Origin of the sequence: Nocardia acidivorans NBRC 108247, assembly GCF_001625085.1 — a bacterium.
Lineage (GTDB): Bacteria > Actinomycetota > Actinomycetes > Mycobacteriales > Mycobacteriaceae > Nocardia > Nocardia acidivorans.
The window spans coordinates 1-14,437 of sequence record NZ_BDAW01000093.1; the positions used below are offsets into that span (position 1 = coordinate 1).

At 67.4% G+C, this 14,437-nt stretch carries 11 protein-coding genes; 3 read left to right on the plus strand and 8 right to left on the minus strand.

Annotated features, from left to right (window positions below; translation table 11 throughout):
- Positions 1-1,192 (minus strand): DNA polymerase III subunit gamma and tau (locus tag NA10_RS31270; RefSeq protein ID WP_157556863.1); only part of this gene is annotated, 1,192 nt, incomplete at its 3' end.
- Between the two features lie 428 nt (positions 1,193-1,620).
- On the opposite strand from NA10_RS31270, the gene NA10_RS31275 reads away from it, so the two are divergent.
- Both NA10_RS31275 and NA10_RS31280 read left to right on the plus strand, forming a co-directional pair.
- A complete protein-coding gene (locus NA10_RS31275; RefSeq protein ID WP_067574308.1) occupies positions 1,621-2,454 on the plus strand; it encodes a hypothetical protein in 834 nt (277 codons plus the stop codon).
- A 107-nt stretch (positions 2,455-2,561) separates the two neighbouring features.
- The gene (locus tag NA10_RS31280) at positions 2,562-3,851 is read left to right on the plus strand and encodes an ammonium transporter (protein ID WP_067574309.1); all 1,290 of its coding nucleotides are present in this window, start codon (positions 2,562-2,564) and stop codon (positions 3,849-3,851) included.
- Positions 3,852-3,909: 58 nt separating this feature from the next.
- On the opposite strand, the gene NA10_RS31285 is transcribed toward NA10_RS31280, so the two are convergent.
- A complete protein-coding gene (locus NA10_RS31285) occupies positions 3,910-5,028 on the minus strand; it encodes a neutral zinc metallopeptidase (protein ID WP_245678077.1) in 1,119 nt (372 codons plus the stop codon).
- A gap of 282 nt (positions 5,029-5,310) precedes the next feature.
- On the opposite strand from NA10_RS31285, the gene NA10_RS31290 reads away from it, so the two are divergent.
- Positions 5,311-6,903 (plus strand): DUF2207 family protein, encoded by a 1,593-nt coding sequence (locus NA10_RS31290; RefSeq protein ID WP_067574311.1) that lies wholly within the window; start codon positions 5,311-5,313, stop codon positions 6,901-6,903.
- Positions 6,904-6,912: 9 nt separating this feature from the next.
- Here NA10_RS31290 and NA10_RS31295 read toward each other — a convergent pair whose 3' ends face one another.
- From NA10_RS31295 to NA10_RS31320, 6 genes are all read right to left on the minus strand, one after another.
- Positions 6,913-9,720: a fumarate reductase/succinate dehydrogenase flavoprotein subunit gene (locus NA10_RS31295; protein WP_067574312.1), complete on the minus strand. Its 2,808-nt coding sequence runs from the start codon at positions 9,718-9,720 to the stop codon at positions 6,913-6,915.
- The gene (locus NA10_RS31300) at positions 9,720-10,478 is read right to left on the minus strand and encodes an ABC transporter ATP-binding protein (protein WP_067574313.1); all 759 of its coding nucleotides are present in this window, start codon (positions 10,476-10,478) and stop codon (positions 9,720-9,722) included. Before NA10_RS31300 ends, NA10_RS31295 begins: the two co-directional genes overlap by 1 nt.
- The gene (locus NA10_RS31305; RefSeq protein ID WP_067574336.1) at positions 10,475-11,296 is read right to left on the minus strand and encodes an ABC transporter permease; all 822 of its coding nucleotides are present in this window, start codon (positions 11,294-11,296) and stop codon (positions 10,475-10,477) included. Before NA10_RS31305 ends, NA10_RS31300 begins: the two co-directional genes overlap by 4 nt.
- A 167-nt stretch (positions 11,297-11,463) precedes the next feature.
- Positions 11,464-12,897, minus strand: coding sequence for an ABC transporter substrate-binding protein (locus NA10_RS31310; protein ID WP_067574314.1), 1,434 nt, complete (start codon positions 12,895-12,897; stop codon positions 11,464-11,466).
- 12 nt (positions 12,898-12,909) lie between these two features.
- Positions 12,910-13,137, minus strand: a complete 228-nt coding sequence (locus NA10_RS31315) for a 4Fe-4S dicluster domain-containing protein (protein ID WP_067574315.1) — start codon at positions 13,135-13,137, stop codon at positions 12,910-12,912.
- Positions 13,138-13,905, minus strand: coding sequence for a GntR family transcriptional regulator (locus tag NA10_RS31320; RefSeq protein WP_067574316.1), 768 nt, complete (start codon positions 13,903-13,905; stop codon positions 13,138-13,140). It abuts the gene before it with no gap.
- Between the last annotated feature and the right edge of the window lie 532 nt (positions 13,906-14,437).

Sequence of the window (14,437 nt, forward strand, 5' to 3'; positions counted from 1 at the left end):
GGGACCCGGGCGATTGCGGGGACGGGGGGACGGCTCCGCCGGACATACGGCGCTCGAGGGTTTCGAGGCGCTGCAGGGTGGCGGTTTCGGCGTCGGAGGCGGCGGGCAGGAGCATGCGGGCCGCTACCACCTCGAGGAGGAGGCGGGGGGCGGTCGCGCCGCGCATATCGCCGAGGCCCTCGTGCAGGAGTTCGGCGTGGCGGGCCAGGGTGGCGGGGCCGAGGCGGGTGGCCTGGTCCCGCATGCGGGCGATGACGTCGCCGGGGCCGGTGACCAGGTTGCGCTCGGTGGCATCGGGGACCGCGCGCAGCAGGATCAGGTCGCGGAGGCGTTCGAGCAGGTCGGTGGCGAAGCGGCGGGGGTCGTGGCCCGCCTCGACCACGCGGTCGATGGTGCCGAACAGGGCCGCGCCGTCGGAATCGGCCAGGGCGTCGACGGCATCGTCGATGAGCGCCACATCGGTGACGCCGAGCAGCGAGACGGCGCGGGGGTAGGTGACGCCTTCGGGGCCCGCGCCCGCGAGCAGCTGATCCAGCACGCTGAGGCTGTCGCGGGGCGAACCGCCGCCCGCGCGAATTACCAACGGGTACACCGACTCCTCGACCTCGACATGCTCCTGCTCGCAGATCTTGCCGAGCAGGCCGCGCATGGTGGCGGGCGGGAGCAGTCGGAACGGGTAGTGGTGGGTGCGCGAGCGGATGGTGGGCAGCACCTTGTCCGGCTCGGTGGTGGCGAAGACGAAGATCAGGTGGGCGGGCGGCTCCTCCACGATCTTGAGCAGCGCGTTGAAGCCCGCGGTGGTGACCATATGCGCCTCGTCCACGATGAAGACGCGGTAGCGGGATTCGGCGGGTGCGTAGAAGGCGCGGTCGCGCAGTTCGCGGGTGTCGTCGACGCCACCGTGGCTCGCGGCGTCGAGTTCGATGACGTCGAGATTGCCGGAGCCGCCGGGACCCAGGGCCACACACGACGAGCACACCCCGCACGGGGTCGAGGTCGGCCCCTGCTCACAGTTGAGTGAGCGCGCGAGAATGCGCGCGGAGGAGGTCTTGCCGCATCCGCGCGGGCCGGAGAACAGGTACGCATGACTGATCCGCCCGGTATCGAGCGCGATGCTCAGGGGATCGGTGACGTGCTCCTGCCCCACCACTTCAGCGAACGTTGCCGGTCGGTACTTCCGGTACAGAGCCACGGCCACGAGGGTACCGAGTACCCCCGACATCGAACGATTCACTGCCCGCGCGGCTCGCGGTGCGTCCGATTCCACCGCGCCGATGCGGCAAACTGTGGGTTATGTCACATCCATTCTGGATGCCCGTTCGATACCGACCGGACTGAACTCGATATTGCTGATAGCGGCGAGCAAATTCTTGGCGCGGGTGTCCGCGGGAGATAGCCGGATGCTGCATCCGCCCAAGATCGCCATTTACGGATGCGTGTTCGGTTTCAACTCCGCAGACCGGACATAACGATCCAGTCAACCGATGCAGCAAGATCGCAATCGTTTGGCTACCGTGGACATCGGCAACTTCGGTAGCCAAACCTTCATCAGGTTGGTGGCCCCGGCCGGTCCCTCATCCCGACCGGGGCACAACCAAATTTCTTTGGAGGAACTCCCCAGTGCCGTCGCACGACGACATCGCAGAAGCCTGGCTCTCCAGCACCGAATTCGCCGGCGATCTCGCCGCGGTCGGCCTGCTCAGTCGAGCCATCAGCCCGCAGAACTACGACATCAAGCGGGATTCGCTACCGGTGTCGGCCGCCGCCGATCCGGCAACCGCGGGCGCCATTCTGGAGCTGCTGCAGCGCGGTCAGGTGCCGACTCTGGCGGCCATTCAAACCCTCCTCGTGCAGAACGATATGCGCGCCGAGGCCGAGCGCATCGAACGCCTGGGCCGGCGCGCCCAGCGCAGTGTCGACGATTTCGGCCGGGTGCTGGCCAAACTCACCGACGAGTACTGGACCGCGCACGGTACCGGCCCCACCCGGCGCGACATTCTGCTGTCCGAACCGATCGTGGATTTGATCCGGGATCGGGTGGGCGATATCCCGCCGACGGCGGTCAAACATCTGTGGTTGATCGAGCGGGCGCAGCGCGCGGGCTGGATCGCCTATAACGCGACGCCCCGATCCCTGTGTGCCGGAAGGCGTTTCCATGCCGCCCGGTTCGGCAATCGGGTGTCGCTGCGGCCGGTGAACGCGATCGGCACGCTGGTGGCGGCGTATCTGCGCGATCAGGTGGCCGAGCACGGCCGCCCGCCGCGCTGGTCGGTGCTGGCGTACGAACTGCGCGATGATCGCGGTCGCCGCGTGTTCAACGACACAGCGGACGCGCGCGCTCAGCAGCAGTGGCTCACCACCGCGGAGTGGATGGCCCTGCAGGACGATCTGCCCGTGCCCGGACCGCGTGGAATGCGGGCATTGTCGCGCAAAAACAAAGATCGGCGCGGCTGAAGCCTGTTACGTACAGGTATCCAACTCCTCATTTTCGTAACAGCGCGGAAACGTGGGTTTTCGGTAACTTCCCTGCAACGCGATAACGCGCGGAAGGAGTTACCCCCATGAACATCGATCCGGCTGCCACGGCCTGGCTGCTCGCGGCCACGGCCATGGTGCTGCTCATGACGCCCGGCCTGGCGATTTTCTACGGCGGCATGGTGCGCTCCAGCGGTGTGCTGAACATGCTCATGATGAGTTTCATCTCGATTCCGCTGGTCACCGTGGTGTGGCTGGTAACGGGGTACAGCCTGGCGTTCGGGGACGACGCGGGCGGCGGGCTCATCGGAAATCTCGGTCATTTCGGACTTTCCGGAATTGATCCCACGACTGTGCACGCGGGCAGCGGAATTCCGGAACTGCTCTTCGTCACCTTCCAGCTGACATTCGCCATTCTCACCGTGGCACTGGTCAGCGGTGCGATTGCCGATCGCGCCAAATTCTCCGCGTGGATGATCTTCGTTCCGGTGTGGGCGCTCATTGTGTACGCGCCCATCGCGCACTGGGTGTGGACGCCGGACGGCTGGCTGGCCTCGTTCGGCACACTGGATTACGCGGGCGGCCTGGTCGTCGAGATCGCCTCGGGCGCTTCGGCACTGGCGATGGCGATCGTGCTCGGCCCGCGCATCGGCTTCAAGGTCGATGCCATGCGCCCGCACAATTTGCCGTTCGTGCTGCTGGGCGCGGGCCTGCTGTGGTTCGGCTGGTTCGGTTTCAATGCCGGTTCGGCCCTGGCCGCCAATGGCACCGCCGCCGCGGTCTTCCTCAATACGCTGGTGGCGGGCTGCCTGGGCATGCTGGGCTGGCTCATTGTCGAGCAGGTGCGCGACGGCCGTCCGACCACCTTCGGCGCGGCCTCGGGTGCGGTGGCCGGTCTGGTCGCCATCACCCCGTCCTGCGGTTCGGTGAACACCATGGGCGCGCTCATCGTCGGCGTCGTGGCGGGCACGGTGTGTTCGTTCGCGGTGGGCTGGAAGTTCAAGGGCGGCTACGACGATTCGCTCGATGTGGTCGGCGTGCACTTCGTCGGCGGCATCGTGGGCACGCTGCTCATCGGTTTCCTGGCCAATCGCGCCATGACTGGTGCGGGCGGTCCGGAGGGGCTGCTCTACGGTGGCGGGCTCGGCCAGCTGGGCAAGCAGCTGGTGGGCGTTATCGCGGTGGCGGCCTTCGCTTTCGGTATGTCGTTCGCACTCGGCAAGGTGATCGACCGGACCATCGGATTCCGGGTGAGCCGCGAGGATGAGATCGGCGGTATCGACTTCGCGCTGCACGCCGAGACCGCGTACGCCGAGGGCGTGAACGGGCACGGGCATCAGGTCAAGCGGATGGGCGAGGGCCCGTTCGGGCACTGAGTCGACTCGATACGGATCGGCCGGGGTGGCGAATTACTAGCCGCCCCAGCCTTTTTCGTCAGTTCACCTTGTTGGCCGGTGCCGCGAAGGTGTTGCACTGCACGGTGCGGTTCTTGTCGTAGCCGAGTTCGAACCACGCGCCGCCGTTCTGCGAGGTGCCGTGGTCCCGCATATCCCCGGCCGCGTCCCCACGGTGGTACATGTCGTTGCGGGCGACGCCGACCTGGGCATTGCTCAGGGAGCCACCGTTGTTCGAGGACGACATGAACATCCCGTCGAAGCAGTTGGCCTGTAGTTCGGTGCGACGGGACAGCTCCAAACCGGTATCGCTGCGCGGGCCCGCGTCCCGGCGCTGGGTGTGCACCTTGCCGAGAATGCCGGATTCGGCCTGCACGTGATGGCCGTATTCGTGGGCGAACACCGAGAGGTAGACCACCCAGTTGTTCTTGTAGATCTCGGTCTGCAACTGGCTGATCGGCATATAGATGGTCATATCGGCCGAGCAGTAGAAGGCGGCGAAGTTGCTGCTGTTGCCGGTGCACAGGGTGGTGATGCCGCCGGTGGTGGCCGAGACATTCAGTTTGGGCGACTGGAACGGCAGATTGATGTCGTCGAAGAGCGGTTTCCAGGCCTGGGCGAGACAGCTTGCGGCCGTTTCGAAGAACGCGCGCGCGACCTCGACATCGGTGCCCCAGGGCGAATAGTCGCACTTCTTCGGAATCAGCGTGAGGCTGTCATCGGTGACCAGCGGATTGTCCGAGGTCTTGGCGACCCCGGCGTTCTCGCTGCCCGGATCGTTGCTGTAGCCGGTCTGCACCTTGTCGCCGGTTCCCAAGGCGCTCAAGCCGGTTCGGACCGCGGTGCGCAGTACGACGGTGGAGACCAGCAGGATGAGAACGACCACGATGGTGCCCCAGCGACGGCGGCGCGGGGGCGCGGGCCGCTGCTGCGCGGGCATACCGGTCTGGGTGTGCGCGGCGGGCGGCGGCATGGGCGGGCGGTAGGCGGGTTGCCGCGGTTGGGCGAAGGTGGGCGGCGGGCCGTACCCCTGCTGGGGCGAAAACCCCTGTCGCTGTGGGTAACCCGGACGCTGTGGGTAACCCGGACGCTGTGGATAACCGGTGCGCTGCTGCACCGGGAAACCGCCGGGCGGGGCGGACGGTCCGGGCGGCTGCACCGGATAGCCCCCGGGTTGTGAGGGATAGCGGCCGGGACCCGGTGGATAACCGCCGGGTGGGGATGGCTGTTGCGGACGCCCGCCGGGCTGCGGTGCATAACCGGGCGGACCGGCATGCGGCGGCGGTTGGACGCGGCGCGGGTCCGGCTCCGGGGGCCGGCCACCCGGCGTGTTCGGCCCATGGCCGGACGGTGGGCGAGTCATTCCCCCGCACCCCCTCGTTCTGAACCGATAGCCGACAGCCGCTGAGGAAGAATAGCAAGCTGGCTAGAGTGACCACCCATGCAGATTTTTCGGGGCGGCGTCCTCGTGGCGCTACTGCTCGCGCTGGCGGGAGTAGCAGCCCCGGCCGCCCGGTCGCAGCAGCCCGAGGGGGTCACGATCACCGCCGATGTGGATCTCGGCGACGATGGTCTGCTGCGGGTGGTGGAAACCGTGGATGTGCCGCAGGGCAGCGACTTCCGGCAGGTGCTGCCGCTGCGGGTGCAGGTCACCGAGGCCGTGCAGCGCACCTTTCAGGTCTCCGATATTGAGGCCATCGGTGATGGCGAGGCCACCGTCGCCGATGACCGGTTCACCATTGCCGCCCGCTCGGGGCAGGTGACGTTCAAGTACACGGTGCACAATACGGTCGCCGATTCCGGTGGGGCGCAGACGTTCCGGTGGAGCGGGGTGCTCAATACCGATGTGGCGTCGATCAGCGTCACCATGACCAGTCCGGATTTCCGGATGGGTGTCACCAGGTGCACGATCGGCCCGCCCGGAAAGACCGAGGACTGCGCGGATATTCGCGTCGAGCCCGACGGGGTGGCGCATTTGGACAAGACCGATCTGCGCAAGGGCGATCTGATCGATGTGACCTTGCAGGTGCCGCCGGGCACGGTCAAGGCGAATGCCGATATCCAGGATGACGATGCGCCCGGGCCGTTCTCGCTGACCGGTCCGGTGTTCGCGGCATTCGGGGTGCTGTTGGCCGCGCTGGCGGCGGCGGGCGGATATGTGGTATGGGCGCGCAGGCGGCAGCCGGCCGCGGCCCAGGTGCTGGATCCCCTGGAGCGCAACGGTAATCGGGTGCGGTTCACCTCCCCCGACGGCATTCTGCCCGGTACCGCCGGACTGCTGGTCGACGGCTATGTGGATGCCCCGGATATGGCCGCCACCGTGGTGGATCTGGCGGTGCGCAGCTATCTCTGGGTCGCGGTCATCGGTGAATCCGATTGGCGGATCAGCCGGATGAATCCGATCGACGATCGGCTCACCGCGTCCGAGCGCGCCGTGTACGAGGCGTTCCTGCCCGAGGGCACCGATGCGGTATTGCTGTCGAGTCTGCGGGACAAGGTCGATGTGCGGGCGGTGCGCCGCACGCTCATCAATGAGGCGACCGCGCAGGGCAGTTTCATCGACCGCACCCGCAAGGGTTTCGAATTCTGGCTCGGGGCAACGCTTGTCGTGGCCGGTGCGATCACCACGCTCGCGCTGGCGCTCGGTCCCGGTCATGCCCTGATCGGGGTGGCATTGATGCTGGGCGGGGTGGCGGCACTGCTGCTCCCCCGCTACCTACCGTCGCGCACCGCGCTCGGGCGCGAGCTGGCCGAGCGGGTGCAAGCCATGCTGCGCAGCCTGGATTCCGTTGTACCGCAACAACTTCCGCCACCCGATCAAGAAATGATCTTCTCCCGCGCCCTGCCGTTCATGGTGGCCGGTCGCCGCACCGACCAGTGGGTCCGCACCTTCCGGAACCTGAACCCGACCGATGACGGCGAACCCGGCCTGTACTGGTTCGGCGGCTTCGAAGGCGACCGCGACCTGTACCGCTTCGCGGCGCACTTCCCCTACTTCATCACCGAACTGGAGAAGTTGTTCGCCGACAACTGATTTCGCGCGCTACGCGCCCGCGTGGACCGCGAGGGAGCGGCGGGCGTAGGCGCGCACATCGGCGTCCGGGTCATCCAGCGCGGTTTTCAGAACCTCTCGGGCGGTAACGGATTCGGGCCAGGCGCCGAGGGTGAGTACGGCGGCCTTGCGGATATCCGGGTGAATGTCCGCCAGGGCCAGTCGCAGCGGTTCCGCCGCGAGGTCGGCGCCGACCGCGGGCAGGCCCCGGGCCGCGCCTTCGCGCACCTGCCAGGCCGAATCCTTCAGCCCCGTGGTCAGCGCGGCGATATCCGCGCTGTCACCGAGCCGTGCGAGTGCGGTCAATGCCGCGGCGCGCACGAGCGGATCACGATCGGCGATCAGGGCGCGGACCGTGGCCGCACCGCCCTGACCGATGGTGGCCAGGCCGCGCGCGGCCACAATGCGGACTTCGCGATTCTCATCGTGCGCGGCACCGGTCAGCGTGGCCCAGTCGTCCAGGGACACCAGACCGTTCACCGCTTCGATGCGGACCCGATGATCGGGATCCGCGGCCGCCTTGGCGAAGAGTTCCGGCGTACCGGATCGCAGGGCGCGCAATAGATCCACCACGGTGGCACGGACCGCCGGGTCCTGCGAGTCGATGTGCGCGACCAGGCCGGTCGCGGCGGGCGCAGCGGCCGGGGTCGCGGCGGTCGTGGAGGTTGCCGCGCCGGGGCGAACGGCTGCCGCCGGGAGGATTTCGACGAGTTCGCGGAGCCCGGCGATGGCTGCCGCGCGGACACCGACATCCGGATCGGCCAGCGCGGCGATCAGGGGCGTATCGAAGCCGTCCGGGGTGGTTTCGGTGAGCACCGACAGGGCGGTGGCGCGCACCTGCGGGTCCGAGTCATCCAGGAATGCGGCGAGTTCGGCGAGGGTCGGGGAGTCCAGCGCCAGGACCGCGGCGATACGAGGCGCGAGCGGCGCGGACTTCGCGCCGTGCGCACCGTTCCAATCGCCGGGCGCACCCGGTCCGTCGACGTCGGGTCCGCTCCCGGCCACAGTGCCGCGAGCCGAATCCGATTGTGCGGGACCGCCGATCAACGCGGGCTGCGCGACGGGGATGACGGTGTCGTCCGCGGAGGGCAGGTCATCCAGTCCGGGCACCGGGACGAAGTAGGGCGCGACGGGGCGCTTGAGGAACTCCATCTCGCCGTCGGCGCTCTTGCACAGGTTGAGGTGGTAGCGCCATTCGACGTCATCGCGTTCGGGCAGGTCGGCGCGTTCGTGGTAGAGGCCCCAGCGGGATTCGGTGCGGGTCAGCGAGGAGCGGGCGGCCATTTCTGCGCAGTCGCGGATGAACGTGACCTCGGCGCAGCGCATGAGTTCGTGCGGGGTTCGCGCACCCATGGCGGAGAGGTCGTCCAGCATGCGGTCGAAGGTCTCGATGGCCAGGGAGAGTTTGGTGGCCGTCTTGGGCGGGGCCACATAGTCGTTGACGAAGCGGCGGAGTTTGTACTCCACCTGCTGTTGCGGCGGCCCGTCCGGATTGCGCAGCGGGCGGTAGACGAGCTCGTGTGCCGCCGCCAGCTGGTCTTCGGGAAGCGTTGTGGGAGCCGCTGTTTCGGCGAGCGTGCCCGCCGCGTGCGCGCCCGCGAGATCGCCGTAGACGAATGCGCCGATCATGTAGTTGTGCGGGACGCAGGCCAGGTCACCGGCGGCGTACAGGCCGGGAACGGTGGTGCGGGCATTCTCGTCCACCCAGACACCGGAGGCGGAATGTCCACTGCACAGGCCGATTTCGGAGATGTGCATTTCGATATCGTGGGTGCGGTAGTCGTGCCCGCGATTGGCGTGGAAGGTGCCGCGGGTGGGTCGCTCGGTGGTGTGCAGAATGCCTTCGAGGGCGTCCAGGGTCTCGGTGGGCAGGTGCGAGACCTTGAGGTAGATGGGGCCGCGCGCGGATTCGATCTCACGCTTGACCTCGGACATCATCTGCCCGGACCAGTAGTCGGAGTCTACGAAGCGTTCACCGAGCGCGTTGACCTGGTAGCCGCCGAACGGATTCGCGACATAGGCGCAGGCCGGACCGTTGTAATCCTTGATGAGCGGGTTGATCTGGAAGCATTCGATCCCGGAGAGTTCCGCACCGGCGTGGTACGCCATGGCGTATCCGTCACCCGCGTTGGTGGGGTTCTCGTAGGTGCCGTAGAGATATCCCGAGGCGGGCAGGCCGAGGCGGCCCGCCGGACCGGTCGCCAGAATCACCGCTTTGGCCGCGACGGCGACGAATTCGCCGGTGCGCGTGTTCAATGCGGCAGCGCCGACGGCGCGACCGTTCTCGGTGAGCACGCGCACCGGCATGAGCCGATTCTCTATCTGGATCTTCTCGCGCATGGTGCGTTGCCGCAGTACGCGATACAGCGCCTTCTTCACATCCTTGCCCTCGGGCATGGGCAGTACGTACGACCCGGAGCGGTGCACCCGCCGCACCGCGTATTCGCCGTAGGCGTCCTTCTCGAATTTCACGCCGTAGCGTTCGAGGCGCTGCACCATGGCGAAACCGCGCGTAGCGGTCTGATAGATGGTGCGCTGGTTGACGATTCCGTCATTGGCGCGGGTGATCTCGGCGACGTAGTCCTCGGGTTCGGCCTTCCCAGGGATGACGGCATTGTTGACCCCGTCCATCCCCATGGCCAGCGCACCGGAGTGCCGCACGTGCGCCTTCTCCAGCAGCAGCACGTTCGCGCCCTGTTCGGCGGCGGTGAGCGCGGCCATGGTGCCCGCGGTGCCGCCGCCGATGACCAGCACATCGCAGTCCAGGCGGGTGGTCGCGGCTAGAGCGGGTATCTCCATCAGATCAGTACCTCCGTGAGATCGCCCGAATGGTCAAGGGCGGTAATGATGTCGGCGCGCACCGCGGAGCGATCCACGCCGAGTTCGCGCGGTCGCGGCACGTCCAGCAGGGCGCGCAGCGGTGCACCCGCGCGGCCGAGGACGGCGACGCGATCGCCGAGCAGCAGCGCCTCGTCCACATCGTGGGTGACGAAGACGAGCATGGTCGGATGTGTGCCCCAGGTGTCGATGAGCAGGCGTTGCATGGTGGCTCTGGTCTGGGAGTCCAAGGCCCCGAAGGGTTCGTCCATCAGTACCGAACGCGGCGCTCCGGCAAGGCCGCGCGCGAGCTGAACGCGCTGGCGCATACCGCCGGAGAGGCTCTTGGGCAGAAAGTCGGCGAAACCGGTGAGGCCGATCTCATCGATCCACTTCTCCGCCAGTGCTTTTCGCCCGGCGCGCGGTTCGCCGCGCAGTTTGAGCGCCAGTTCGATATTGGATCGCACCGTGCGCCACGGCAATAGCGCATTGTCCTGGAACACGACGGCACGATCACGGTTCGTTCCGGTGACCTGTGCGCCGTCGGCGAGCACCCGCCCGGCATCGGGACGCAGGAGTCCGGCCAGTGCCCGCAGCACGGTGGATTTACCGCAGCCGGACGGCCCGGTGAGAATGAGGATCTCGCCCGGCCGCACCTCCAGGGACAGATCGCTGATGACCGGTGTTCCGGTGTAGGACAGGTCGATTCCGTCCAGTCGCAGGCTCATACCGCTGGTCATTTGGTCACCTCCGGCACGCGCGGCAGCCAGTGCGTGACCCGCCGTCCGATGAGTTCGACGGCGGCCGAGGTGCCGTACCCCAGGACGCCGATGGTGATGATGCCGACGAAGACGCCCGGATAGTCGACGATGGTGTACGCCTGCCAGGTGCGGTAGCCGACACCCAGTCGCCCGGAGATCATTTCCGCGGAGACCACGCAGATCCAGGCCACGCCGATCCCCACCGACAGACCACTGAACACACCGGGCAGGCTGCCGGGCACTACGACTCGCAGCAGCACATCCCAGCGGCTGCCGCCGAGCGTGCGCACCGAATCCTCCCAGATGGTCGGCAGCGCGCGCACCGCGTGCCGGGTGGAGACCATGACCGGGAAGAACGCGGCGAGGAAGGTGATGAACACGATTCCGGCCTCATCGTCCGGGAAGAGCAGAATCGCCACGGGCACAACGGCGATGGCGGGAATCGGCCGGGCCAGTTCGGTGAGCGGTCCGATGGTGTCCGCGACCCAGCGCGAACGCCCCAGCGCCACACCGAGTGTCACGCCCAGCACGGCCGCGAGCCCGAAGCCGGTGAGAATGCGGATCAGCGACTGGCCGAGGTCGAGGTAGAAGGTGTGGGTCCCCAGCTGCTTGTGGAAGGCCCGCACGATCTCGGTGACCGTCGGCAGGGTGTCGAAGCGCACCCACAGCCGAATGTCATTGGCGGTCAGGAACTGCCAGGCACCCACCGCGACGAGTACGGAGGCGAGGCGGATGAGGCGGGAGCGCCAGACCGCCGCGCGAGGCCGCCCACCCCCGCGCGCTCCCCGTACCACCACCCCGTCACCCCGGCCTGCACCGAGCCCGTCATCCCGGCCCGCGTCCACACCGATATCCCGGCGTGCTTGTGGCCGGGATCCACCTTTTTCGAGTGGGTCACCATGGATCCCGGTCACAAGCGTGCCGGGATGACGAGGGGAACGGGGGGTTGAAGCGGTGTGGGAACTCATTGCCGGACCTCGGTGATGGCCTGGTCGTAGGTGACGGGGGTACCCGAGGGGTGCCGGGTCAGGTAGCGCTGGGCCGCGGCGACGGTGGTGAAGGGCAGGTAGGTTTCGCCGTCGCGGACCCAGATCGCCTTGTCGGCGAACCAGCGGGTGCCGAGTTCTGCGTCGGGGATGTAGGCGGCGCGGACCGTCTTACCTTGTGCGCGAGCCTGCTTGACGGCGCGCAAGAGGGCGGTCGGATCGACGGCGGGCTGTGTGGTGCCCGAACCGGTGAACCAGATCTCGCCCGCCAGCGCCGGGTTGTCGGCGGGGCGGTTCGCTACCGGGTCCACGCCGGAGACGAGCGCCGGGTTGGCGCTATTGCCCAGCACCGCATCGTAATTCGCGCCGGATTCCGCGAACGCCTTGCGCAATGCGGTGTCGTCGACGAACTTGTCGATATCCAGGTCCGCGAAGTCGCCGATCGACTTCAGGTACGGCACATCGGCTTTGAAGGCGTCGATCAGGTTCGGCTTGAGGGTGGTGTCGAAGGAGGTTCCGCCCGGCCCGTTGTAGAGATACACGACCTCCTGAGGCAGGCCGCTGCCCTCGGCGACGAGCTCGGCCGCTTCCAGTGGCTGCCTGTGGATGAAATCGGTCGCGTCGAGTTGTGCGCGCAGGAAGGCATCGAGCACCTCCGGGTGCTGTTTCGCGTAGTCGCGACGGGCCACCACGCCGTGGAAGGTCGGGACGTTCAGCTCCGCACCGTCGTAGAGGAGCTTGGCCTTGTTCTGGAAGACGAGCAGTCCGGGCCAGGCCACGAACTGCGAAAGCGCCGCCACCTGACCGGATTCCAGTGCGGAGGAGCCGATCTGGGGTTGCTGATTGAGCACCTCGACCCCGCTCTTGGGATCGATCCCGGCCCGGGTGAGCGCCTGCACCAGGGTGCCGTGCCCGGCGGAGCCGACGCTGGCCGAAACCTTCTGTCCGGCAATGTCCTTGATGGTGTTCGCCTTCGAATCGGGCGGCACCACAACCATATTGAGCGCACCCTTGGGGTTGTACCCGGTGATCGAGACCAGTTCGGTCTTGGACCGCTCATTGGCCTGCGTGCGCGAACCATTGATGAGCAGCGGGTAATCGCCCATGGAACCGATATCGATCTTCTCGGCCACCATCTGCGCGGTGATCGGCGCGCCGGTGTCGTAGTCCTGCCACTCCACCTGATATTTCGGCCCGCCGTGCGCGCTCAGGTCATTGAGCCGCTGCTCCAGAAATCCCTTGGCCTTCAACAGGGTTCCGGCGGTGACGGTATTGATGGTCTTGGACTGGTAGCCCACGACCAGCTTGACCGTGTCGCCGCCGCCGCTCGATTCCAGGGAGCAGCCGGAGACGGTCAGGGCGAGGGCGGCGGCGAGGGCCGCCGCGGTGATCCGGGCGGGGTGGTACTTCATGGCAAGGGTCCTTCAGCGCAGCAGGTAGGGCATATTGACGGTGACCGCGCCGGTGGGACAGCGCGCGGCGCACGGGCCGCAGTACCAGCACTCGTCCACGTGCATGAACGCCTTGCCGTTCTCGGGATTGATGGCAAGGGAGTCCAGGGGGCAGATCTCCACGCAGAGCGTGCAGCCCTGAATGCAGAGGGATTCGTCGATGGTGACGGGGACGTCGGCGCGCTGATTGACCAGTGCCATTCAGATCAGCCTCCAATCGGTGCGTTCGGGCGGCCGGGTGAGGCTGCCGCGCATGGTGATTCGGTCGCCGCGCATGCGGATGTATTCCAGGTCGACGGGTCGCCCGTCGTCGAGTTCGGTGAGGCGTTCCAGCAACAGCAGCGCGCCGCCCTCGGGCAGTTGCAGGGTGGCGGCGGAGTGCGCGTCGGCGGTGATGGCCTCCAGCGCCAGATCGGCGGAGCCGAGCGGGCCGCCGCTGATCTGTTCGATGAGCGCGAACACGTCGTTCGTCTCCAGGTCGCGGGTGATGACCTCATCGCCGATATCCGGGACCAGATAGGTGAGGTCGAGGCTGAGCGGGAGATCGCCGAACCAGCGCAGCCGCTCGATATATACCGCGGGTTCGCCGGGGGCGAGCCGCAATTTGCGGGCTACCGCCGGGGGCGGGGTGATGCGGGTGGCGGCGCGCACCTCGTTGCGGACCTCGCCGTGGCCGCGCAGCGTCTCCTTCAGACCGAGCAGGGCGTCGAGACCGTGGTCGTATTTGCGCCGCGCCACATGGGTGCCGATCTTGGGTGCGCGTTCGATCAGCCCCTCGTCCTTGAGCAGGGCGAGGGCGTCGCGCACGGTATTGCGGGAGACGGTGAATTCGGCGGCGAGTTCGGCCTCGGTGGGCAGTGAGTTCTCGATCGCTCCGCTATGGATCTGCTGCCGCACGATATCGGCCACCTGGCGGGCTCGATCGGCGCGGCGGGCGGGGGCGCGCAGCGGTGTCGGTTCCGATGGCACGGTATCTCCTTTCCGCCATTGACCAGCGGTTTCAGACTGTAATGGCGGCGGCGCGGATGGCTCGGGGGGCGTGTATCGGCCCGTCCGGTCGCCGCCGATATTGCGCCGCCGGCCCGTGCTCCCGGCCTGCCGCGATGAGCGCCCGCGGGGCTATTGCGCCACCTCGCGCCGGTTGGCTGAGCCTTGGAATCACGATGATCGGAATACCTGCGCTCGCGTGCGCGAAGGAGTGGACTGGGATGAAGTGAGCTGCCACTCATTTCTCGAGATGTGGGAGAACGGATTCCGCTCGGCTCGAGCGGAGTGTTAACTTTGTACACATGTCCGCCAACCACACTCATGTCGCACGGGTCACGTATGTGACCGTGGCGCTGGGTGTACGGCTGCCTCGCCAGCGGGAACTGTGTTGTCCCTGCCTGCCCGCAGCCGAGTTTTGACCTCCCGTTTCGCCTCGAATCCCCGCTGATTCGGCTTTCGTTCCGGGCTTCCTCGCTGCACCGCTGAAATCTCTTCGTGTAGGCATTCGTCCCCC

Bases quoted from the DNA above. Each gene is read 5' to 3' on its own strand.
- NA10_RS31280 (WP_067574309.1), top strand. From the start codon at position 2,562: ATGAACATCGATCCGGCTGCCACGGCCTGGCTGCTCGCGGCCACGGCC.
- NA10_RS31290 (WP_067574311.1), top strand. From the start codon at position 5,311: ATGCAGATTTTTCGGGGCGGCGTCCTCGTGGCGCTACTGCTCGCGCTG.
- NA10_RS31295 (WP_067574312.1), bottom strand. From the start codon at position 9,720: ATGGAGATACCCGCTCTAGCCGCGACCACCCGCCTGGACTGCGATGTG.
- NA10_RS31300 (WP_067574313.1), bottom strand. From the start codon at position 10,478: ATGACCAGCGGTATGAGCCTGCGACTGGACGGAATCGACCTGTCCTAC.
- NA10_RS31310 (WP_067574314.1), bottom strand. From the start codon at position 12,897: ATGAAGTACCACCCCGCCCGGATCACCGCGGCGGCCCTCGCCGCCGCC.
- NA10_RS31315 (WP_067574315.1), bottom strand. From the start codon at position 13,137: ATGGCACTGGTCAATCAGCGCGCCGACGTCCCCGTCACCATCGACGAA.